The following is a 23,768-nucleotide window of genomic DNA, read 5'->3' on the forward strand; positions in this document are numbered from 1 at the left end:
AAAAGACATTGGTGCGCCCAATGTCTTTTTCTAATTTCTTACACAACATCCTAAAAAATGAATTTTGTAATCGCTTCAACTTCTTTTCGAGCAAGTTTTTTCGGCTGGTCTTTCGGGTAACCGAGTGAAATTACCATATTGATTTGTTTTTCAGGCTCAATTTGTAAGTATTGTCGCAAGTCATTTTGAGCTAATAACACAGGCCCTGTCATTGGGCAAGTCCCAAGTCCTCTTGCATGTGCTGCTAGCATTAAATTTTGTGCAGCTAAACAGCTACTCTTAATCCCCTCTTCTTCCCATACTGAATCTGGAACAAAGTCAATTGGATCAAATATTTTTTCGCGAAACTTTGATTCGTATGGTGTAGCTAAGCATACGATTAAAACCGGTGCATCAGAAAAAGCTGTTGCGTATGGTCCAAATGAACGCGTAAGTAATTTACCTGCTTTTTCTTCGCCTTTTTCCGCTGCTTGTGCAGCCAATTTATGTAAAGCATCCCATGTCATTTGTTCAATTTCTTTAATTTTACCTCGATTCATAATTATAATGAATTCCCATGTTTGCGAATTCGTATCACTTGGAGCATATCGAGCGCAATCGATAATTTCTTCTATGTCATGAACTGATACTTCTTGTTCAGTAAACTTCCGAACACTACGTCTTCCATGAATCACTTCTTTAAATGCTTCATATTTCATATACAATCCCCTTTTATAGCGTTTTCAAAATCATCCTACACTCGATTATATCATGAAAAAAGCTGGTGGAATACCAGCTTCATTTTCCTTGTACATTCAGTTCATTACTTTTAAAGACGCAATACTCTCCTCATAAGCAGCTTGTAGCTTCTTTGTAATTACTCCTCTTTCTCCATTACCAAATTGCTCATTTCCTATTTGAATAACAGGAAATATTTCAAGAGGTGTTGCTGTAAAGAAACATTCATCTGCCTCATATACTTCTTGTAATGAAAACTCTCGCTCTTCTACTTCAATATGTAGAGCTTTTGCTAATGAAATGACATGATGACGAGTAATTCCATGTAAAATAAAATGATCTGCCGGGTGCGTAATCACTTTATTATTTTTTATAATAAAGAAATTTGAATGGCAACCTTCCGTTACAATCCCATCTCGAACTAATATCGCTTCTTGATACCCTTCTTCATTAATTTTATTCTTAATCATAATATTAGGGAGAAGATTTAAAGATTTGATATGACAAAATTTCCAGCGAGTATCTTCTTCCACTGTTACCTTTATTCCCTTTTCCATTACAGATATTGGTCTGGGGAATGAAACGATATTTGCGAAATAAGCTGGCACTAAATTTGATTCATATACATGATTTCGAGGCTGCATACCTCTTGAAATTTGAATATACACATTCCCATCTTCTTGAAATTGATTTTTTTCAATTAATTGCTGAAGTTGCTCAATTAATTCTTCTTTAGTAAAAGGTGGAACAAGATGAATTTCCTTCATAGATTTAAAAAATCGCTCTATATGTAAATCTAGTAAATGAGGTTTCCCGTTGTATAAACGAAATACTTCATAGATTCCATCCCCAAATTGTAGTCCTCTCTCTTCTAATGCAACCATTGGCTGTTCTTCCTTCGTATTTACAATTCTTCCATTAAACAAAATCCAATCTTTATGAACACCTTTCACCATTTCTCCACTGCTACTAAAAACATAGACAAAAGTACATTTTTAGAGTTTTCCTGCTTCTTTGTGCCCTGTTTTGCCCAATGCTCGCTACCACAGTTTGATATAACACTCCACAGGCGTAAATTCCGATGTAGCCCACCGTACATATATACGTTCTATTTATGTTAGAGTCGTATATTCTTTTGCGTATAAAAGGTTAATTGATGCGTTCAAATCTCTATCCATTTCATGTCCGCAATCGCATGTATACAATCTGTCAGATAATTTTAAATCCACTTTTTTATGACCACAACATGAACATAGCTTAGAAGAAGGATAGAATCGGTCTACTTGGCGCAATTCAATGCCACGTTCCTTACATTTAGCTAATAACCATGATGTAAAGGTGTAAAAACATTGTTGTGCGACTGCTTTAGATAGATGTCTATTCTTCATCATACCTTTTACATTCAAATCCTCGATTGTGATATACATCGGCTTGGTTATCACCAATTCATTCACAACCGATTTTACATACTCCAATCGGATATTCGCTAATCGAGCATGTAGCTTTTGCACTCTAAAAATGTTTTTGTTTATATTCGCTCTTTTATTAGTAACAGATTTTTCACCTCTCTTTTTTAGATTTTCATATTTTCGTGATAAAGAGCGTTGTTCACGTTTTAATTTCTTTTCTAATTTTCTTACTTTTATTATTTTATTGACATTTGTGTGGACTTCACCATCGCTACGAGTAGCAAAATCTTTGACTCCTAAATCGACTCCTAAGCCCGATTTATTGAGTGGTGATTTTGATTTTGTTTCTTCCAATTCACAAATCACAGACATATAATATCTTCCAGCTTTTTGAGAGACTGTCCCGCTTTTTATAACTGCATCTTTTGGGATATAACCATATTCTTTTAATCGCACCCGCCCAATCGTAGGGATTTTTACTCGATGTCTTTCTACTGTCCAATCTGTTTTGTTGTTTTTAGGAAAATAACATTTCACATCTTGATTTTTCTTTTTCTTGTAGCGTGGGAATCTAGATAGACCCTTAAAGAATCTCTGGAAAGCCTTATCTCCATTCATAATTGCTTGTTTGACCGCTTTGCTAGATACTTCTTTAATCCAGAAATCTTTCTCTTTTGTATAAATGTTGTTCAACCATTTAGAGAAGTCATAGCCACTTAAAAATCTACCTTCTTTTTCATACATCTCTTTGTTTTTCGAAATGTATAAATTATAGACATACCTACACACTCCAATAGTTTGATGTATTTTGGCAATTTGTTCAGTTGTCGGTTTGATCTCAATAAAGTATGCTTTCTTCATAATTCTTTATCCTCCGACATTTTCTTTTTGTCCTCGATTAGATACTCTTGTGTAAATGACGGTATTACCTACTTTATTTTCTTCTTGAATACCCATATATTCTTTATACTGTTTATCACTATAATACCTTCTTCCTTTTGGATTTCGGTAAGCCGTCAATACACCTTCGTTATCCCATCTTTGCAACGTTCGTACAGACACATTAATCAATTCTGAAAATTCTTGGGGTTTATATTGTCTCATAAATACATTTTACGACTTATACCTGCATTTGTTTATATTTCTGACTACTGTTTACACCTCCTTTACTTTTTATTAATTTCATTGTACAACTTCTCTTTGTTTAACAGAAAGAATTTTCTGTTATTTCCAAATATAAAAAACACATCACCTTTAAATAGCGATGTGTTTTTTACTCTACTATACTTATTTCAGAAAGTATTTTTCAATGTCATCCAACATAAGATTTGCAGCTTTAATACCGCCTGCTGTATTCCAAATGACTTCATCTACTTCAAATACTTTATTATTTTTTGAAGCTTGCAATTGTTTAAAGAGTGGGTCTTCTGTCCATTCTTTCGCTATTGTATTTCCTTCATTATTTTTGTCAGCATCTTTATCAGATGTGAAATAGAATAAGTAGTCCCCATCCATATTCGGAATTTGCTCTTTTGTAACACCCTTTATCGCAAAATCATCCTTATCCTGAAGCGGTGGTCGCTTAAATCCGATATCATTTAAAACAACACCCGAGAATGAATTTTTTTGATAAATGCGAACGTCACCTGGAACGAAACGAATAATAGAAACTTTAGAATCTACTTTATCTCCTAGTTTCTCTTTTAACCCTTCAATGCGCTTTTTATAATCATCCAAGGCTTTGTTGCCTTCTTTTTCTTTATTTACTGCTTTTGTGTATAACGTGAAATTTTCTTTCCAATCCCCGCGTAGTGTTTCAGCATAAACAGTAGGTGCGATCTCTTTTAATTGTTCATATACCTTTTCATGACGCATTTTATTCCCAATAATTAAATCAGGCTTTAGTTTCATAATCGCCTCTAAGTTAACGTCACGCTCTGTTCCTACAACTTGTGTATCTTTCAATTCTTTTGCTAAGTGTGGATACCATTCATCGCCAGCTCTTGGTTTTGTAGAACCAACTGGTGTAACTCCTACCGCTAAAAGTGCCTCAGCACCTTCATTTGTTAGAACAACGACTCTTTTTGGTGTACCCTTAATGGTTGTTTCTCCCATTGCATGCTTAATTACATACGAATCTTTTCCTTTTGCTGCTGCATTTGTTTCTTTTTTCTCTTCTTTACTGCACCCTACAATCATAACCATTAACATTACAATGCAGAGAATAAACATATTTTTAGTTCGGATCATATTTCCTCCTAGGTGAAATTGATTATCATTAACATTTTAAAGGTTAATGTATAGACTTAAAGTTGTCAATATATTTTCAAAAATTTTTCTAGAATAGTTTTTCTTAATTTCTTCAACATAAATATAATTTCACCTTACCCATGAACACTACAAATATGAAAAATAAGTGGGTATATAAAAAGTCTAAGATTTATATTAGAATATAAAGTGAAACTTTAATCAGTGGGGGTTTTCCTCATCCCCCACTGATTATTGATTATTAGTTGAACCAATCGGGCCTTTACGGGCAGTTTATCTCCCACCTAACTTCTTTGCTCCCGCCGAATTTTGAGGTGGGAGTATTACTGCCCGTTAGTGCGGGATAAAATTATTTTTCACAAAAAGACCCTCCCTTTAAGTTCTTCTGTTTACAAGACATTCCAGGCAGGGTTTCATTCGATTCTATTGCTAATCTTTTATATTTTAATATTGATTATACTCGATATAAGATGGATCATAGTAAATCCATTGATTTCCTCCAAGGTTTAACCAACCATTTTGATATACGTATACTAAATAGGATTCTGGAGAATTTAACTGACGGATTACTGAGGATGATGTTGATGGACCGCTTCTTAAATTCACATTCTTTCCGCGAATATTTGCCACTCCAATCGGACTACCATCGCTATTTCCATATTTCACATAATCAATATACGATGGATCGTTATATATCCATTGATTTGCTCCTAAATCTAACCAACCGTTACTTTCCTGATAAACTACATACGATTCTGGAGCATTTAATTGCCGAATCACGGAGGATGATGTTGATGGACCACTTCTTAAGTTCACATTCTTCCCACGAATATAGGCTACCCCTTTCGTTTGAGGTGTTGGATTTGGTGGCTGTGGATTTGGTGGGTTTGGGTTTGCCGTTAATCCTAAAATCGCAGCAATTCCCCTTGCATATGCTTGACATAAATCTTCTATAAACTGAGGATTTTTTAATAAGTTTGCATCAAAGGTGGTATCAATAAAAGCTGCTTCTGTTAATAAAGCATCCATAGCTGTTTCTCTTAGTACTGCGTAATTGGCCTTTTTCGCACCACGATCACGCAAACCGTATTTCGTTAAAACAGGATTAACGGCTGCATGCATCTTTTGTTGTTTGGCTGCTGCCGAACTGGTATTTGATAGTCCATTATAAATATAACTTTCAAAACCTGTTCCACCACCACTATTAATATGAAATGAGATAAAAAAATCTGCCCCGAAGGCATTCGCAACATTCGCACGTTCTGATAATGAGATAAACACATCACTATCACGTGTCATTTTAATATTAATTGTATAATTTGTAAGTAATATATCTCGAACACGTTTAGCAATTTGAAGTGTTAGATTTTTTTCAATTAAACCGTTTCCAACAGCACCAGAATCGTATCCACCGTGACCTGCATCTATAACTAACTTCATATATCCTTTCCTTTCTATATTTACTAGAGCTGATATTTATGCTCGTCCTATTTTATTTTATGTATAACATCAAAAATTGGTTCCAAACAAAAAACCCCCTTATGTAAGGCGGTTTCCATCGTCCCGATTGAGCCAATTTAAAATAAATATGTATGACTGATAATGAACATGCCGTATGCAAAATAAACCAAATAGAATAGTCATTCCACTACCACTATATATTAAGCCAAACTTCAAAAAGATGTTTAACATCGGCGAAAAGTGAATCACATTTTGTAATAGAGACAGAGTAAAAAACAGAATACAAAATACCGGAATGTATTGCCATTCATACGGTTTACGCTTTTTACGCATCATTTTCCGAATGAAGATTTGGCATAGTTCAGCTACTACAAAACAACCCCCTATTAGTAAAAAACCAGACGTCATCGTCATACATCCACCTGCCTTATATTTCATTTCTTTCCTTCTATAAGCGTTTTATGTATATTTCACCGTTCAATATAAAGCCGAGTCCCTCTATAAATGATTTAGCTTGTTCCGTTTTATCTCTTTGTAACACCTGAATATGCTTTATATTTCTATGCTTCATCATTTCTTCCAATGTAAAATAAGTGTTTGTTCCATATCCGTAACCTTGGTAATCAAAATGAATAATTAAATTAGACAATATAGCATGTTCACCTTGCACAATATAATCTATTACGCCAATATATGTATCATCAACTTTTATACAATATTGAACTTCCTTCTTATTTAAACAGTGAGAAGCAAACATTTCTTCTACGACTTTTTTGGTTTCTGTATTCACCTTTTCAAACGTAATCATATTTTGTCCACCCTCTTATTCTTATTGTATCGAGCACGATACATATTTATGAAAAAAACCTTAAGATCGTATACAATCTTAAGGTTTTCCTACTTATACTAAGCTATACGCGCGCTTTGTTTCTTCATGAAACTCATTTGTATCGTATTTATGCTCCACATAAATTTGATGCCATACCATAAACGCAAGTACTGTCCAAATTTTACGGCTATAATCGCCTTTATCCGCACAGTGTGCTTCCAGTAAGTTTAATACATACTGTTTATCGATTAAATGCTCTGTTTTGCTTTCTTTAATAATATTAACAGCCCAGTCATGCATTTCATCTTTTAACCAGTGACGAATTGGCACTGGGAAGCCAAGCTTTTTACGATCTAATACGTGATCTGGCACGATTCCACGTACTGCTTCACGTAAAATTGCTTTTGTCGTTCCGTTTGCAATTTTTAATTCTGTTGGAATTTTAGATGCAACGTCGAATACTTCTTTATCTAAGAATGGTACACGAAGTTCTAATGAATTTGCCATCGTCATTTTATCAGCTTTTAATAAAATGTCACCACGTAGCCATGTGAACATGTCGATGTATTGCATTTTGCTAACATCGTCATAATCTTTAATTTCATTATACAATGGTTTCGTGATATCCATGTAGTTAACACTTTCATTGTAATACTTCATTAATTCAGCTTTTTCTTCTTCACGGAAGATTTTCGCATTACCATAGTAACGTTCTTCAATTGGTGTACATCCACGCTCTAAGAAGCTTTTCCCTTTAAATCCTTCTTTAAGGGCACCACTTAATGCTTTTAAGACACTTTTCCCTGGAGTAGGGATATAAGAGAACATTTTTAAAGAATTTGGCTCACGATAAATGTTATATCCACCAAACAGCTCGTCTGCACCTTCACCAGAAAGAACTACTGTTACATGCTTACGAGCTTCTTTTGCTACGAAGTACAATGGTACAGCAGCTGGATCGGCTAAAGGATCATCCATATGCCAAATGATTTTTGGGAATTCATTCATGAATTCTTTTGCTGTAATGAAGACACTATGGTTTGTTACACCTAGTTTTTCTGCAGTTTCCTTTGCAACATCAACTTCACTGAAGCCACGGCGTTCGAAACCAACAGAGAATGTTAAAAGATTTGGATTCATTTCTCTTGCAATAGAAGCAATGATAGATGAATCGATACCACCAGATAAGAATGAACCTACTGGTACGTCACTACGCATATGCACTTTTACAGAATCATATAATACATCGCGAATCGCTTGAATGTGCTCCTCTTTCGTTGCACTTGAAGCGTTGAAATAAGGTTTCCAATAGCGATGAATTCCCATTTCTTTTCCAAGTTCTTTTACGAAGTAATGACCAGGCTCAATTTTATTAATATCAGTTGTTAATGTTTCTGGTTCTGGCCCATATTGATACGTAAAGTAATGTTGCAGTGAAGTTGGATTTACTCCTTTATCTTGCATTACATGCATAATACTTTTCTTCTCAGATGCGAAGAAAGTAGTATCACCTTGCTGAGCAATGTATAAAGGCTTAATACCGAAGTGGTCACGTGCACCGAAAAGTTTCTTTTCTTCACGATCCCAAATCATAAATGCAAACATACCGCGAAGGTAATCTACACATTTCTCTTTCATATGTGCATAGAGTGCAATGATAACTTCTGTATCAGATTGCGTTGCAAATGTTGCACCTTTTTCAAGTAACATTTCACGTAATTCTACATAGTTATAAATTTCACCATTAAAAATAATTACATATCGATCATTTTCATAAGTTAGTGGCTGATGTCCTGCCTCTAAGTCAATGATACTTAAACGGCGGAAGCCAAATTGTACATGTTCATCACGAAAATATCCTTCGTCATCTGGACCGCGGTGGAAAATAATCGTGTTCATATTTTCAAATTGATGTTTTTCTGTTTCTGAAAACTCTCTAGGGTTTTCACATAAACATCCTACAAAACCACACATACTTCTTACCCTCTTTCAGTTTTCATTCTGTTTCTATACTACTATATCAACCCTATTTATACTAGCATAATCAACTCAATATGGCGACAAAAACTATAAAAAAATCACTCCATTTCACATTTTACCCAATTTTTTTGAGCAAACATGAAAAATAGGCACTCACATTTGCACACATTTGTCATATGATATTGCAAATTGATTTCTAGGAGGCAAAAACATGAGTGATGAAAAAAAAGATTCTTCGTCTCGTCCACCAATTCGTAGTTACTTAAAACAAATTGATGATTTTTTTGAACAAACGCCACTACGTGATGTAATTGCAGATATGAATCACTTTTTCCAAAAAGGAAACCGTTTATTAACATTTCCTGTCGATTTATATGAAGCTGGCGACGAACTGGTCATAAAAGCAGAACTTCCAGGAGTTCAAAAGGAGCAAATTCAAATAGAAATTCAAAGTGAATACTTAAAAATCTCTGTTACAGAAGATATCACAGAAGAAATAAAAGATGAAGTTTCACATAATTACTATCGTCGTGAACGATCCATGTCAGGAGCTTCTCGCACGATTAAACTTCCATATTTAATTAAGAAAAAAAGTGCAAAAGCTTCTTATCAAAATGGCATTTTAGAAATCCGCGCTCCAAAACTTCCGCAACAGCACGATATTTTATCCATAGATTAATCATTATATTTATTCCCCATATATAAAAAGAAGGATGCTCAGCATCCTTCTTTTATTTCAAGAGTCGCTCCATATCACGTAAAATGTCCTCATACGGTGTTTTGCTAATTCCATTATACTTTTTCATTACCTTGCCTTCTTGATCGACTAAGTAAAACGATGTTCCGTGGATAACTTGCCCATTCTCTGGTTTATCTACAAGCGCTTGAAAATTATCCTTTGAAAATTTCTTAATATCTTCTAATGAATAACCTGTTAACAAGTTCCAATTACTTGTATCCTCTGTGAACTTTTGTATAAATGCTTTCAAATTCTCTGGTTTATCAAGTTCAGGATCTACACTAAACGAAACAAACTGAACATCTAATTTTTTTTCTTTCGCCATTTTTTGTAGCTTTGCCATATTAGCAGTCATTGGAGGACAAACCGTTTGACAATTTGTAAACATAAAGTCAGCTACCCATACTTTCCCTTTTAAATCTTTTGTTCCAAACTTTTTACCATCTTGATTTATGTATTGAAAAGTTTCTAAATCCCAATTTAATGGTTTACGGAGTTTTGATCCTGAGCCGCATCCTGCAAGTATAAAGAAGCAAAAAACAACTATGAGACCAATCAGCTTTTGATAACGCTTCATTTTCAAACCTCTCTTCTCTTTCTTTAAGTTATGTATGACATGTTTATCATAACAAAAGTAAACACTATGAGAAAATTGTTTATCCTAATTGTTCACGAAATCGTACGAATTTAGGTATGTCACTTCCAATCTTTGAGCGAATTACTAGACAAACGTTTCATTATTTACTAATATTATCTCCTTCTTAGCTCTTTACATAACAATTTTCAATAAGCCACTCCCAGTTTTTTACTTTGTAAAGATACCCAAACTATTTTTTACATTCTTTTAACCGTCAATCAATTTTTCTCACTTTTTTCCTTAACAACATTTCGGTACAATACAACTACAAAGATTTCAAATGAGGTGATGTTCATGGCAAAGCGCTATGAGAACATGGATAATATTAGTACAAAAAAACTATTCGCTCATTTTTACGTTGGCGTAAAGAACGAAAACAAAGCAAGAAAGATTTCTCTTATCTAGTAGAACAATCACCTGTCAAGCATGCTCAATTTTTACGAACAAATACTGAAAAAACAACGATTACATGGATAGGTCACTCGACATTCCTTATACAAACGAACGGGCTCAACATTTTAACGGATCCAGTATGGTCAAAAAAAATAAAGCTTGTGCCAAGACTAACGAGTCCCGGCCTTACATTACAGGAATTACCCAAGATTGATATTGTCCTTATTTCACACGGTCATTATGATCATTTGGATTTTTCCACACTTCGTCAATTAAATTCGGATGTTCTCTATTTAGTACCTACTGGATTAAAAAATTATTTACAAGAAAAAAATTTATGCGCGTAGAAGAATATAATTGGTCGGAATCTACAAAAATTGATGATGTCGATTTTCATTTCGTCCCAGCGCAGCACTGGACAAGAAGATCATTGTTCGATATGAATACTTCTCACTGGGGTGGGTGGGTTATCAATAATGGTACAACAGATGAAACAATTTATTTTTGTGGGGACAGTGGCTATTTCCGAGGATTTAAAGAAATAGGTTCTCGATTTTCTATTGATATTGCCTTAATGCCTATTGGCGCTTATGAGCCAGAATGGTTTATGAAAGTATCACATGTTTCCCCGGAGGAAGCAGTGCAAGCTTTTTTAGATGTAAAAGCAACGCATTTCATCCCAATGCATTACGGTACATTTGCACTCGCTGATGAGACACCTAGAGAGGCGATTACACGACTTCGTAATAATTGGAATTTACGTATGTTACCTTGGGAACAACTTCACGTATTGTTTCTTGGGCAAACGTATACTTCTATCCCATCAACAGGTAAGAAAGAAGAACACAAACAAACGTCAGAGCGTTTTTATGTATAACAACTCCCTTTGAAAATACATTATATAAAGTGAAACTTTAATCAGCCCGCAAATCGCGGGGGAAAGAAAAATGAAAAGGGTGTTTTTCATGGAAAAATACTTACAAACACGTTATATCATTAGCGGAAGCGCCTTTATTACCCTTCTCATCTCATATTTTCTATACGAGTAAAAAAAAGCTACTTGAATGGTTCATTCAAGTAGCTTTTTTTTACTCTGCTAAATACATAAAACCAATTGCTCCTGGTCCTGTATGAGTACTTATAATTGGAGTTGTATAAAAAATTTCTGATTGTGTAAATCCACTAACTTTTTCCACAGCTGCCTTTACGCTTTCTGCCAATGGAAGTGCTTTTGCATGTGGAATCGCAACTGCTTTTACTACTTTCCCAGCTGTATCTTGTTCAAATAATTTCGCTAGTGTTTTTACAATTTGCCCTTGGCTACGGACTTTTGTTACAGGGTTATATACGCCATCTTCAAGACTTGCAATCGGTTTAATATTTAATAACGAACCGATAAATGCTTTTCCTTTTCCGATACGTCCACCCTTCACTAAATTTTCTAACGTATCTACAATTACATATAAACGCGTATTCTTTCTTACTTCATCAATACGTTTTAAAATTTCTTCTAATGAGCGTTCTTCTTGCGCCATTTTTGCAGCTTCAATTACTTGATATGCTAAACCATGACTAATAAATTGCGAATCAACAACTGTTACCTTTGTATCTGTCATTGATGCAGCGCTATTTGCCGTTGCAACAGTACCACTCATTCCACCTGTCATATGAATAGAAAGTACTTCGCTTCCATCTTCACCTAATTTATTATACATTTCTACAATTGAGCCCATAGCCGGTTGTGAAGTCTTTGGTAATTCTTCCGATTTCGCCATTTCTTCAATAAATTCATCCGGTTGCAGATCTACGCGGTCTAAGTATGTTTGTCCATTCACAGAAATAGATAATGGTACAACATGAATATCATATTTCTCAATCACATCTTGTGATAAATCTGCCGTTGAGTCTGTAACAATTTTAATTTTTTGCATATTTTACTTCTTCCCTTTCCAATACGCTCTCCTTGTTATTATACTAGTATTCACAATGCTTTCAACAGTTTGAAGCGATTTTCGGCAAATTTCTTTCGTTTTTATGTACAAAAAGAAAACGACAGAGCACGCTCGCCCTGTCTCTATTTTAGATTATGCATTTTTTTCAAGTGAATTTGTTTGATATACATTCGAATAATCATTCCACTTTAAGCAACTTTGTAAATATTCACGAAAAGAGTATGAAAATCTCGGTTGTTTTTGTTTTTGAATTTTAGCAATAAATAGTTGAAGACGTGACTGAATTAGAAATGCTAACGGATGCTGTGCCTGTAGGACAGGGATTTCAAATATTTTGACACAATGCCCTGTTGAATGAGTGAAATAAAAACTTTTCATGATCACGATATCAATCCTCTTTTTTATTGGATTTATAACTTCAGTATAAACTTACTACGGTGAAAAGTTTGTCTAAATTTCGGAGATTCTATAATTTTTTTCCTCTTTATATTGTATACGATTACAGATATAGTATAACAAATAAATAAAAAAAGTGCCTTTATAATGAGGCACTTTTTGATTCTGTATTCGTTTCTCGTTTTATTTTCCTTTTATAAACAAACTTTGATGCTGTAATACTTAATTCATAAATTACAAGAAGAGGTACCGCTACTGAAAAATCAGAAATAAAGTCTGGTGGTGTAATACAAATAGCGATGACAATTAAAATAAAATATGCATACCTTCTCACTTTTTGAAGTGCTATCGGATTGAGAACCCCTATGCTTGTTAAAAACATGGCAACGACGGGAAGTTCAAAAATCACGGCAAACGGTACAGTCATATTCATCACAAATGAAAAATACTTTTCCGTCGTAAACATTGTTTGAAACATATCATCACCGAGACTCATTAAAAATTGCAAAACAAATGGTAAAATCAGAAAATAGCCGAAGCAAAGCCCGCCAATAAACAATAAAAATAATGCCGGTATATAAAGAATCGTCATTTTGCGCTCATGCTGGTGTAATGCTGGTTTGACAAACAACCAAATTTGTAGTGCGGCAATTGGTATTGTACATACAATCGAAAAAACAGCCGCTATCAAAAAGTAAATCCATAAAATATCACTCGGGCCTAAAACAGTTAATTTCATATTTAAATCTTTTACAATAAAATTATATATTTCTTTCGTAAACGAAAAGCCAATGACAATAAAAATCAGAAACGTCAGCGCTGTTATAATGAGTCGCTTTCTTAACTCACCAAGATGCTCTATAACACTCATTTCTTGATTGTCCACTCTTATCACCACATTCCCCACTCACTGAAAGCCATAAACTCAAAACAATCTAGTTAAGCTTATTTCTTTCCCTCTGTATCATCATGCAATCCTTTTGTAGACTTTTTAAATTCTTTTAACGTTTCTCCAAATGCTCGTCCAATTTCAGGTAACTTTTTAGGACCAAAAATAATTAAAGCGAGTACCAAAATTAATATTAAACCTGGAAATCCAATGTTCATTGGCATATTTCTTCCCCCTTATTGTCGCTTAATTTCATTTTGTCAAAAAAGTTTGTAAACGTCAATGTATCCGCTGCCTTTTGTCAAAAAAATTCAAAAATATAATCAATTAAACAATTTTCATTTTCTATTTCTTTTGCATATGATATTGTAAAAGAAAATACATCTTATTTCATCATGTGAGGAAGGATTCGACTCATGACTCAAAAAGTAACGCGGATGACAAGATTTGTAAAAGAAGAAATTGCCAATGCGATTACCCATGGTATCGGTGCCATTTTAAGTATCCCTGCTTTAGTTATATTAATTATTCATGCCTCAAAGCACGGCACAGCTTCTGCTGTTGTTGGATTTACTGTTTACGGTGTAAGCATGTTTCTACTATATTTATTTTCAACATTGCTACATAGCATCCATCATCCAAAAGTAGAAAAATTATTTACAATTTTAGATCACTCTGCTATTTATCTATTAATCGCTGGCACATATACACCGTTTTTACTTATCACACTGCGTGGCCCACTTGGCTGGACCTTACTTGCAATTATTTGGGCGCTTGCTATCGGTGGAATTATTTTCAAAATTTTCTTTGTACGCCGTTTTATTAAAATGTCCACACTGTGCTACGTCATTATGGGATGGCTCATTATTGTCGCTATTAAACCACTTTATGAAAACTTAACGGGGCACGGATTTTCACTATTGTTAATCGGTGGGATTCTATATTCCGTAGGAGCGATATTTTTTCTTTGGGAAAAATTGCCCTTTAATCATGCAATTTGGCACCTTTTTGTATTAGGTGGTAGCGCAATGATGTTTTTCTGCGTATTATTTTATGTATTGCCTGTTGCATAAAAAATCTCAGCTTGTCCAAGCTGAGATTTTTTTATTACTTATGTAGTTGAGCTGCAATAATATCTTTCGTATACTGCGTTAATTCTTTTATATCCATACCTGCGTATTGCTCAGGTGTAATTGGTTTTGAAATGGTTACAGTCGCCTGCGCAGGCTTCATACGATTTCCATTTGCTTCAAACATCTTATATGTACCATCTAATGTTACTGGCAAAATTGCGACACCAGATTTTACGGCAAGATGAAAACTACCTGCTTTAAACTCTCCTATTTCACCGCCTTTACTGCGCGTTCCTTCTGGGAAAATTACAATCGAATGACCATTCTTTAAAAGTTCAATACCATCTTTAATAGCTTGAAGAGACTGACGACGATCACTGCGATTCATAAACACACAATTCATCAATTCCATCCAAGTTGGCACAAGCGGAAATTTCTTAATTTCTGCTTTTGAAACAAATCCAATTGGTTTATTTAAGTACCCAAGTAAAACTGGAATATCCATATTACTTTGATGGTTACTTACAACAAGTACCGGCTTATCTTTCGGTACATTTTCAAGTCCATTTACTTGTACAGTCGAACCAGCTACACGAACCATTTTCTTACCAAACCAGTTTGTTGTTTTATACACGAGGTGATCTTTCTCTTGCGGCGACATCATATGTGCTTTACGCTTTATACGCCATAACCTCGGTGTAATACCAATTACAATTAAAATTAAATAAAAGATTTTAAAAAACGTTTGAATCATATAGAACCCCCACCTATTCTCATTCCGTCATTCATTATACTAGACAAACGAAGGAAAAAGAAGAAAAAATGTCCAAACGACAAGCGTTTGGACATTTTTGAGTTTTCTATATTAGAAACGTTTTGCTAATTCACGTGCATTTGTAATTGCTACTTCTTTAATTTCTGGTGCTTTTTCAGGATTTGCATTCATACCTTCAACTGCAAGATATTCTACATCAGATACACCCATAAATCCTAATACTGCATTTAAGTGGTTGCGACCGAAGTCCATTGCTGCATATGGTCCTTCAGAGTATACGCCACCTGTAGCTTGAATATGAAGTGCTTTTTTACCTTCTAATAAACCGACTGGTCCATTTTCAGTGTATTTAAATGTTTTACCTGCAATAGATAAGTTATCTAAGTATGCTTTTACTACTGGTGGATAGCTGAAGTTCCACATTGGCGTTACAAATACGTAACGATCTGCATTCATAAATGTTTCTAAGTTTGTGTTCATTGCTGCAATTTTTTGTTGTTGGCTTTCGCTTAATGTTTCAAAACCTTCACCTGCTGCAAATTTACCCCAAGCTGCAAATACTTCTGCATCAAGTGCTGGTACAGTTGTGTTAAATAAATCAATTGTTACCACTTCATCTTGTGGATGTTCATTTTTATACGCTTCAATGAAAGCTTCTCCTACTGCCATACCGAAAGATGCTTCTACTGAATTTGGATTTGCTGTAATAAATAGTACTTTTGTCATTTTCATTCTCTCCCTTAGCAAATATCTTTAATTTGAGATTTTTTATTAAAAAGTAAATCACTTACCTTATGTAAGCATAATACAAAAACATTCTTTTTCTGTCAATAAAAATAGCCACTTTTTTTTCGTAAGTAAATAAACCTACTGTATCTTTTCATAAAATGTTCACATTTTATGACTCAACCAAAAAAGCTAGCTCTTTAAAAGCTAGCTTTTCTTAAGTATTACTTTTGAAAAACATGTTTCACTTTTTCGCCAGGTACGTTACTTCCACCTCGGCCTTTTACATCTTCAATCATCATCGTAACAATCATATTTGGTGCATTAACATCAAAAGCAGCGAACCAGCCAAGTTCTTTTCCATCTGCTTCTTTTGATTCTTTTAACTCAGCTGTCCCTGTTTTTCCAGCAAGAGTCATTCCATCAATTTTAGCAATTTTCCCGGTTCCATCTTCATCGTTAATTACTTTTGTTAACGCATTTTTTAATATATCTTGGTTTCCTTTAGAAATCACATTTTCTTTCCAAGGTTTAGCTTGTTTAGCATCTTTAATCAGGTGTGGAGACGGTATATTCCCTTCATTTACAATTGGTGCATACGTTAATGCTAAATGAAGAGGTGTCATTAACACTTGGCCTTGTCCATACCCTGTATCAGCCATTTGAATATCATTTTTAATACCATCTTTTGCAATTTTTGAAGCAGGGAATGGATATTCAATTGGTAATTTTTCATCGAATCCAAATTTCTTCGCTTCACTCATAAATTTATCTTTCCCGATTTTTATTGCCTCTTGCGCAAAGTAAATGTTATCAGAAAACTTCATTGCTTTATCAAAATCAATTGGACTCGCATCTTTTACACGTGTCACATAATAATTTCCCCATGAAGAATCTTTTGTCCATTGTAATCCTTCAATTTTCAATTCCTCTTTTGGATCAATTGTTTTTGTTTCTAGACCAATTGCACCTGTAATTGCTTTAAATACAGAACCAGGTGCAGATGTTTGCGTAAAACGATTCGTCATTGGCTTTTTCGGATCATTATTCCATGCTTCACGTTGTGCTTTGGATGCACCTCTTACCATTACATTTGGATTGTATGCAGGGCTACTTACAAGCGCAAGTGTTTCACCCGTTTGCGGATTGATCGCTGCACTTGAACCAGCTTCCCCCTTCATTTCGTTAAAGATTTTTTCTTGAACAGTACTATCAATTGTTAAAGTAATATTTTCCCCATCTTTTGCTTCTTTTTTTGCTAAATCTTTTATTTCTTTTCCGTTTGCATCTTCCATAAAGACACGGCCACCTTTTTCGCCGCGTAATTTCTCCTCAAATACTTGCTCTAAACCAGCTTTGCCAACTAGGTCATCTGCTTGATACCCTTTTTTCTGAAGGGTCTTTAAATCTTCCGCATTTACTTTTCCCATATATCCCGTTAAATGTGCTGCCGCTTCTCCTAATGGATATGTACGAACTTTTACTGGGCGAGATGAAACTCCTGGCAAATCAATATAATCATTTTGCGTTGCACCTTCTTGTAAAATGCCGATTGGCACAAAATAATCTGGTTTTACCCATTTAGCTGCAAGCTTTTGATCAATTTCTTCTACAGACATACTAAGTAGTTTCGCTACCGTTTCTTTTGTCTGCGGCGCAGCCTCTCCTAATTGTCCTGGAATAATTCCGATTTCAGATGCCGTTCCATTTGTTATAAGCCCTTTTTCATTGCGATCATATATTTCCCCGCGCTTTGCTTGGAACGTTTGCATACGTATTTTACTGTCTTTTTTCATGCCTGGAAAAATGAAATCTGGAGTCCAATCTATTTTCCAAGATTCTTTATCTCCATCTTTCTCTTTCACAAGCTTCGCTTCGTGTGAAAAGGCAATTTTCCCACCTACTGTATCCATACTTACTTTAAAAGGAACTAATCCTTTATCTTCTTTATCTTCTTTATCCTCTTTTATTTTTTCTGTTTCTACTTTTAGATTTTTAGCTTCAATACCTGCATAAATCTTTTCATACTTCTCTGTAAAATCTTTTTTTGAAATAGATTTTTTCGCATTTTCTGATAACTGGTCATACATATCTGCGAATTTTTGTTTATTCCATGCTTTTGCATATGTATCAAATGCTTGTGCTGGCTTTTCTTCTTTACCGCACCCTACTAGAATGAGTGTGAAACAAAGAAAAAGCAGCCCCCATAGTTTTTTCAACCGATTCTCCTCCTTTAGGTAAGCCAAGAAATAATAAATATAAATCTTTCTTTTTTGAATTTTTCCTAGGCTACTAAAACTTACAACCTCTACCATTATATCATCAAAAAAGTTCATTCATAAAGTTTTATCTTGTTATCCAAATAAAAAGATTGATGTGAACATCCCCACATCAATCTTTTTGTAATTATTGTTGTTTTTCATATATGTGATAGTAATATGTGTATGGATTCTTTTCATCCGTAACGCCTTTTTCTACAAAAACTTCTTTCCACTCTTTCATATTCATTTCTGGGAAGAATGTGTCCCCTCCAAATGAATGGTGAATCTTTGTGATGTAAAGCTTGTTTACATATGGTAAAAATAATTCGTAAATTTGCGCTCCACCAAAAATAAAAATTTCTTCTTCATCTTTGCAAAGCTCAAAAACTTCTTCTACAGAATGCGCAATTTCACAACCTTCTACATGATAATTCATATTACGTGTTACGATAATATTCCGTCTTCCTGGAAGTGGTCTTCCAATCGCTTCATAATTTTTTCTTCCCATAATAAGTGGGTGCCCCATTGTGGTCTTCTTAACATATTGCAATTCACTTGGCAAATGCCATGGCAATTCATTATCCTTACCGATGACTTTATTTTCATCCATTGCGACCATAAATGAAATAATCATATTTTCATCTCCTTTTGCGTTTACACTGCGACAGGCGCTTTAATTGCAGGATGTGGATCGTAACCTTCTAACGTTAAATCCTCCATTTCAAAGTCAAAAACAGATTTTACATCTGGATTTAATTTTAGCGTTGGGAATGGACGTGGTTCACGCGCTAATTGTTTTTCCACTTGCTCAAAATGATTTGTGTAAATATGCGCGTCTCCAATCGTATGAACAAACTCTCCTACTTCTAAACCACATTCATGCGCGATTAAATGTGTTAACAATGAATAGCTTGCAATATTAAATGGAATGCCAAGGAAAATATCACCGCTTCGTTGATATAACTGACATGATAGTTTTCCGTCTGCTACATAAAATTGGAATAGCGTATGACACGGTGGAAGTGCCATACTTGGCACATCTTCCGGATTCCAAGCAGAAACAAGTAAGCGACGAGAATCTGGTGTTTTTTTAATCATTTCAATTACATCTTTTAATTGATCAATTGTTTCCCCAGCTGTTGTTTTCCATGCACGCCATTGCTTGCCGTACACGTCTCCTAAATAACCATATTGATTTGCAAAATTATCATCTTCTAGTACATTCTTTTTAAAGACTTCCATTTGCTCGTCATATTGTTTCTTAAACTCTTCATCTTGCTGCGAACGAAGTCCAAAGTCTGTCATATCTGGTCCTTCGTATACATCACTTTCTACCCAACTTTTAAACGCCCATTCATTCCAAATATTATTGTTATTTTGAAGTAAATAACGAATGTTTGTATCACCTTTCATAAACCAAAGAAGTTCACTAGCTACCAAGCGGAATGGTACCCGTTTTGTCGTTAATAAAGGGAAGCCTTTGCTAAGGTCAAAACGCATTTGATGTCCAAATACAGATACAGTTCCTGTTCCTGTACGATCTTCTTTTTTTGTACCATGTTCCATCACATGGCGGCACAAATTTAAGTATTCATATTCAGCATGTTTCATATGTAAGAAAAACCCTCTTTCACATCTATTTCCTATATGGAGTTTATCATAAAAAACTTCAATACATAACAAAATTAATAAAAGCTATTATTAAAAAATTTCTACATAGTAAGTATTAACAGAAATCTAATATAGAATATCCATTTCAGTGAATCTTACAAAATTCTTAACTTTTCATCTTTTAAAAGGTATTTCACTCCTTATCAAAGAAAGTATAGTGCGGAAGTATAAAATAATATTTGGAGGTTAGAAACATGTCTAAAATTGAAACTCCTGTTATTAACACACTACAAACAACAATTGAAAAAATGATGACAGATTTAAATGTTCCAGGAGCTGCTGTAGCGATTATAAAAGATGGGAAAGTTATTGTTTCAGAAGGATTTGGCTATCGTAATGTAGAGAAAAAAGAAGCTGTTACACCTCAAACACGCTTCGCAATCGGCTCTGCTACTAAAGCATTTGGTACACTTTCTCTAAGCTTATTAGCACAACAAAAAAAGTTTGATTGGGATACTCCTGTTCAATCTTATATTCCTACATTCTCTTTATCCGATGTATTTGCAAGTTCTCAAATTACAGCACGGGATTTAGCCTCCCACCGCTCGGGGGTAAGTCGTCACGATGCCCTTTGGTACAACTCTTCCTTAACCCGAAAGGATATCGTTGAAAAAATAAAGCATTTATCACTCGATGCACCATTTCGCACTGCTTTCTTATATAACAACTTAATGTATGCAACAATTAGCTATATTGTAGAAAGCATTACAAATCAAACATGGGAACAATACGTAACAGAACATATTTTAGAACCACTTCAAATGGAACAAACGAATTTCTCTGTTACAGACTCACAAAATACGAATGACTATGCATTACCTTACGTTGAGAAAGATGGAGAAATAAAAGAGGTGCCATTCCGTAATATTGATACAGTAGGAGCTGCTGGATGCATTAATTCCACAATTGAAGATATGGCGAATTGGGTACTGTTCCATCTTAATCAAGGAAAAACAGGAGATCATGAATTACTATCTTCTGAATTACTAGAACAAATGTATACACCGCACAATACAATTCCTGATCAACCACTTTTATCCCCTCCTGAATCACCAGTAAATAGTTACGGTCTTGGTTGGTTTATTAGTTCTTACCGTGGCTATAAAGTGATTCATCACGGCGGAAATATTGATGGTTTTACGGCACTTGTCTCGTTCATTCCAAAAGAAAATATAGGCCTTGTCATATTAACGAACTCGGGAAGTACATTACTCCCTAGTTATCTCGCAAATCAAATCTATGACGAGCTCCTTGGATTAGAAACAATTGATTGGCATAAGCGCGCTATAGAAGACACTGATAAATTGAAAGAAATGATGAAAGAGGTAAATCAATCACTTCCAGATCAAATACAAGAGACTATACCTTCTCATCCATTCAAAGATTACACTGGTACATTCGAACACCCTGCATATGGAACATTAGAAATATATAAACAACATGAAGAATTATATGTACAATTTACAGAGATGAAAGTCCCACTACAGCATCATCACTACGATATGTTCTCTGCGACGCTTGACTTATTCCAAATAGAAATGAAGGTGTTACTTGCTTATGAGATGGATATAAAAGGGCAATTCCAAACAATCCAATTACATGTACCAGCTATGTTAAGCACGCAGCCTCTTACATTTACGAAAATTAAATGACAACACAACGATTTAAAATGAGAATAGAGGAAATCTATGCTTTCCTCTATTCTCCTCACATTTCCGCATTAGAGGTATAAGCGACTTCTACTACAAACCCATTCGGTTCATAAAAATCCACCGTATAATATCCATCCGAGTAATGATTCATCTCGATCGGTCCACGAATCATCTTCGCTTGTACATCTTGTAAGAAATCAGCGACCTCATCTACTATAGCTCTACTAACAGCTTGATAACAAATATGTCTCGGCCCTAGTGTACTTACAATATTTTCATCCACTTCCTTAAAATGTATTTCACTCTTCCCCGTACTAAATGAAATTTTATTCAATTGTTTCCAACCAATGATAGCGAATAACCTACTGTAAAAACAGATGGATTCCTCTAAATTAGCTACCCAAAATTCAATATGATGGATACCTGGTTCAAACTGCTCCATTCTTTTTTTCCCTTCTATCATTTTAATAAACAGACTCAACTACATGTAAAATCTCGTTCGGTGTATTTACCATATAATCTGGGGAATCTTCTTTCACCGTTTCCATCACATCATACCCCCATCCAACCCATATCACATTCACACCAACTTTTTTACACGCAACAATATCTCGTTGTTCATCACCAACATACAACATATCAGCTTCTGTTAACTTTTTTTCTTTTAAAAATTTCTTGATAACTTTATCTTTACCAAACAAATTTTTCGAACAAAAAACATCATCAATATTTTCTATTTGATTCTTATGTAAAAACGCTTTAATATGTTCTTCTGAATTGGATGATATAATCGCTATTTCATAACCTTTTCTATGTAATTCATCTAGTACTTCCTTCATTCCATTAAACAAAACAAGATCCTTAATAGCAGGCTGATATAACTTATAAAACTCTACTGCTAAAAAAGGAAGTTTATACATAGGTACATGAAGCTGTTTACATCTCTTTGCAATAGACAATTTTCGTAAAGGTTCGATATCCTCTTCCTTTACCCTTTTATACCCATGTTTCTCAGCAATTTGATTATAAATTGGAACAAATATATCTTGTGAATCTACTAATGTACCATCAAAATCAAACACAACATATTTCAACATAATGAATACTCCCTTATTCTCTTTTTTAAACAACTCTAAACCTATTTCATTCGCTATTAAGATCCCTTTTCCCTTTAATTTTCACATCTATACAACAAAAAAAGAACAAGGTCATTACCCTTGTTCTTTTTCATTAAGACAGCCATTTCGGCGGCATATTCGTATTCCAATAAATATCTCCAAGCTCATGATGAGCTGTATACCCATCATCAAAGCGATGGTAATGGAAATTAAAATAATATCCATCTTGCGGTGGATGATCGCGCCTTACATGAAAACGCAATAAATCGTTTCCTGTTTTTGTATCATATACATGAAAAATCTTTTCATTATTGCCACCTGTTGGTTTCTGTGAAATTGCTAATGACTGTAACGACTCCTCAGGTACATCTTTTGTAAGTTCCGCAATTGCCTCTTCTATTTTAGGTAAAATAATATCTTTAAATTCGTCTTCAATCACAGGTCCAATTTTAGAACCGAACTTTTGCATAGATTGTTTTTCAGCCTCTTGCATTGCATAGGTGATAAAGGTATCGGCGGTTAATCTCTCGGGATTTTCTTCATATGTATAGGACGGCTGCTCCAAATTTTGTTGCCTTGTAGGCTTGTCCGCTTTTGCATTATCAAGCAAAATAGAAGGAGGCGTCACTAAGCCAAATGTAAATACAGTAATTAATGCGACTAACGTCTTTCTAAACCAATTTGGCATTTTTCATTCCCTCCTCTTTCACTACTTATATTTTTATAACCGTTGTTTCTTCTATTATACAAAATGATGCTAATTTTTGCACTTTACAAATTTATTAACTTTCATATTTTTTTCATTTGAATATGGAATAGTAA

The 23,768-nt window shown here is 34.5% G+C and carries 24 protein-coding genes and 2 pseudogenes; 4 read left to right on the plus strand and 22 right to left on the minus strand.

Annotated features, from left to right (window positions below; all coding sequences use genetic code 11):
* Positions 1-50: 50 nt before the first annotated feature.
* The 9 genes and pseudogenes from AC1M36_RS08485 to asnB all read right to left on the minus strand — a co-directional run bounded on the left by AC1M36_RS08485 (position 51) and on the right by asnB (position 8,658).
* Entirely contained in the window at positions 51-698 is a 648-nt protein-coding gene (locus AC1M36_RS08485) for a nitroreductase family protein (RefSeq protein WP_336452591.1), read from the minus strand.
* A 96-nt stretch (positions 699-794) separates the two neighbouring features.
* Positions 795-1,670, minus strand: coding sequence for a D-amino-acid transaminase (dat, locus tag AC1M36_RS08490; RefSeq protein WP_336452651.1), 876 nt, complete (start codon positions 1,668-1,670; stop codon positions 795-797).
* 159 nt (positions 1,671-1,829) lie between these two features.
* The gene (locus AC1M36_RS08495) at positions 1,830-2,987 is read right to left on the minus strand and encodes an RNA-guided endonuclease InsQ/TnpB family protein (protein WP_336452592.1); all 1,158 of its coding nucleotides are present in this window, start codon (positions 2,985-2,987) and stop codon (positions 1,830-1,832) included.
* A gap of 15 nt (positions 2,988-3,002) precedes the next feature.
* Positions 3,003-3,230: pseudogene (locus AC1M36_RS08500) on the minus strand (MerR family transcriptional regulator); the annotation flags it as partial.
* A gap of 183 nt (positions 3,231-3,413) precedes the next feature.
* Positions 3,414-4,376, minus strand: a complete 963-nt coding sequence (locus AC1M36_RS08505; protein ID WP_336452594.1) for an ABC transporter substrate-binding protein — start codon at positions 4,374-4,376, stop codon at positions 3,414-3,416.
* Between the two features lie 462 nt (positions 4,377-4,838).
* Positions 4,839-5,834: an N-acetylmuramoyl-L-alanine amidase gene (locus AC1M36_RS08510; protein ID WP_336452595.1), complete on the minus strand. Its 996-nt coding sequence runs from the start codon at positions 5,832-5,834 to the stop codon at positions 4,839-4,841.
* A gap of 99 nt (positions 5,835-5,933) precedes the next feature.
* Positions 5,934-6,263: a hypothetical protein gene (locus tag AC1M36_RS08515; protein WP_336452652.1), complete on the minus strand. Its 330-nt coding sequence runs from the start codon at positions 6,261-6,263 to the stop codon at positions 5,934-5,936.
* A 40-nt stretch (positions 6,264-6,303) separates the two neighbouring features.
* Positions 6,304-6,663, minus strand: coding sequence for a GNAT family N-acetyltransferase (locus tag AC1M36_RS08520; protein WP_336452596.1), 360 nt, complete (start codon positions 6,661-6,663; stop codon positions 6,304-6,306).
* A 93-nt stretch (positions 6,664-6,756) separates the two neighbouring features.
* Positions 6,757-8,658, minus strand: a complete 1,902-nt coding sequence (gene asnB, locus AC1M36_RS08525; protein ID WP_336452597.1) for an asparagine synthase (glutamine-hydrolyzing) — start codon at positions 8,656-8,658, stop codon at positions 6,757-6,759.
* 217 nt (positions 8,659-8,875) lie between these two features.
* Here asnB and AC1M36_RS08530 point away from each other — a divergent pair, with 217 nt between their 5' ends.
* The gene (locus AC1M36_RS08530) at positions 8,876-9,343 is read left to right on the plus strand and encodes an Hsp20/alpha crystallin family protein (protein WP_336452598.1); all 468 of its coding nucleotides are present in this window, start codon (positions 8,876-8,878) and stop codon (positions 9,341-9,343) included.
* A 52-nt stretch (positions 9,344-9,395) separates the two neighbouring features.
* On the opposite strand, the gene AC1M36_RS08535 is transcribed toward AC1M36_RS08530, so the two are convergent.
* Positions 9,396-9,980, minus strand: coding sequence for an SCO family protein (locus AC1M36_RS08535; RefSeq protein WP_336452599.1), 585 nt, complete (start codon positions 9,978-9,980; stop codon positions 9,396-9,398).
* Positions 9,981-10,334: 354 nt separating this feature from the next.
* Between AC1M36_RS08535 and AC1M36_RS08540 the strand changes: the two are divergent.
* Positions 10,335-11,310 (plus strand): annotated as a pseudogene (locus tag AC1M36_RS08540) (MBL fold metallo-hydrolase).
* Positions 11,311-11,521: 211 nt separating this feature from the next.
* Here the strand turns inward: AC1M36_RS08540 and AC1M36_RS08545 are convergent.
* From AC1M36_RS08545 to tatA, 4 genes are all read right to left on the minus strand, one after another.
* On the minus strand, positions 11,522-12,364 hold the full coding sequence (locus AC1M36_RS08545) for a DegV family protein (protein ID WP_336452601.1): 843 nt from the start codon (positions 12,362-12,364) through the stop codon (positions 11,522-11,524).
* A 153-nt stretch (positions 12,365-12,517) separates the two neighbouring features.
* Positions 12,518-12,769: a DUF2535 family protein gene (locus AC1M36_RS08550; protein ID WP_336452602.1), complete on the minus strand. Its 252-nt coding sequence runs from the start codon at positions 12,767-12,769 to the stop codon at positions 12,518-12,520.
* Positions 12,770-12,923: 154 nt separating this feature from the next.
* Positions 12,924-13,652, minus strand: a complete 729-nt coding sequence (gene tatC / locus AC1M36_RS08555; protein WP_336452653.1) for a twin-arginine translocase subunit TatC — start codon at positions 13,650-13,652, stop codon at positions 12,924-12,926.
* Positions 13,653-13,726: 74 nt separating this feature from the next.
* Positions 13,727-13,894 (minus strand): twin-arginine translocase TatA/TatE family subunit, encoded by a 168-nt coding sequence (gene tatA, locus AC1M36_RS08560; protein ID WP_017149723.1) that lies wholly within the window; start codon positions 13,892-13,894, stop codon positions 13,727-13,729.
* A 192-nt stretch (positions 13,895-14,086) separates the two neighbouring features.
* Here tatA and trhA point away from each other — a divergent pair, with 192 nt between their 5' ends.
* Positions 14,087-14,743: a PAQR family membrane homeostasis protein TrhA gene (gene trhA, locus AC1M36_RS08565; RefSeq protein WP_336452603.1), complete on the plus strand. Its 657-nt coding sequence runs from the start codon at positions 14,087-14,089 to the stop codon at positions 14,741-14,743.
* Between the two features lie 34 nt (positions 14,744-14,777).
* Here the strand turns inward: trhA and AC1M36_RS08570 are convergent, their stop codons facing one another.
* The 5 genes from AC1M36_RS08570 to AC1M36_RS08590 all read right to left on the minus strand — a co-directional run bounded on the left by AC1M36_RS08570 (position 14,778) and on the right by AC1M36_RS08590 (position 20,116).
* Positions 14,778-15,497: a lysophospholipid acyltransferase family protein gene (locus AC1M36_RS08570; RefSeq protein WP_479845752.1), complete on the minus strand. Its 720-nt coding sequence runs from the start codon at positions 15,495-15,497 to the stop codon at positions 14,778-14,780.
* Between the two features lie 111 nt (positions 15,498-15,608).
* Positions 15,609-16,244, minus strand: a complete 636-nt coding sequence (locus AC1M36_RS08575) for an FMN-dependent NADH-azoreductase (RefSeq protein ID WP_479845753.1) — start codon at positions 16,242-16,244, stop codon at positions 15,609-15,611.
* Positions 16,245-16,468: 224 nt separating this feature from the next.
* On the minus strand, positions 16,469-18,463 hold the full coding sequence (locus AC1M36_RS08580; protein ID WP_479845754.1) for a penicillin-binding transpeptidase domain-containing protein: 1,995 nt from the start codon (positions 18,461-18,463) through the stop codon (positions 16,469-16,471).
* Between the two features lie 187 nt (positions 18,464-18,650).
* The gene (locus AC1M36_RS08585) at positions 18,651-19,139 is read right to left on the minus strand and encodes a dihydrofolate reductase (RefSeq protein ID WP_479845755.1); all 489 of its coding nucleotides are present in this window, start codon (positions 19,137-19,139) and stop codon (positions 18,651-18,653) included.
* 20 nt (positions 19,140-19,159) lie between these two features.
* The gene (locus tag AC1M36_RS08590; protein WP_336452608.1) at positions 19,160-20,116 is read right to left on the minus strand and encodes a thymidylate synthase; all 957 of its coding nucleotides are present in this window, start codon (positions 20,114-20,116) and stop codon (positions 19,160-19,162) included.
* A 254-nt stretch (positions 20,117-20,370) separates the two neighbouring features.
* Here AC1M36_RS08590 and AC1M36_RS08595 point away from each other — a divergent pair, with 254 nt between their 5' ends.
* A complete protein-coding gene (locus AC1M36_RS08595; protein ID WP_336452609.1) occupies positions 20,371-21,828 on the plus strand; it encodes a serine hydrolase in 1,458 nt (485 codons plus the stop codon).
* Between the two features lie 55 nt (positions 21,829-21,883).
* Here AC1M36_RS08595 and AC1M36_RS08600 read toward each other — a convergent pair whose 3' ends face one another.
* The 3 genes from AC1M36_RS08600 to AC1M36_RS08610 form a co-directional block, all read right to left on the minus strand.
* Entirely contained in the window at positions 21,884-22,270 is a 387-nt protein-coding gene (locus AC1M36_RS08600) for a VOC family protein (RefSeq protein WP_479845756.1), read from the minus strand.
* Between the two features lie 22 nt (positions 22,271-22,292).
* On the minus strand, positions 22,293-22,925 hold the full coding sequence (locus AC1M36_RS08605) for an HAD family hydrolase (RefSeq protein WP_336452611.1): 633 nt from the start codon (positions 22,923-22,925) through the stop codon (positions 22,293-22,295).
* 133 nt (positions 22,926-23,058) lie between these two features.
* Positions 23,059-23,634, minus strand: coding sequence for a YpjP family protein (locus tag AC1M36_RS08610; RefSeq protein WP_336452612.1), 576 nt, complete (start codon positions 23,632-23,634; stop codon positions 23,059-23,061).
* Positions 23,635-23,768: the final 134 nt, after the last annotated feature.

It is taken from the genome of Bacillus sp. Medicinal_06, from assembly GCF_056711665.1.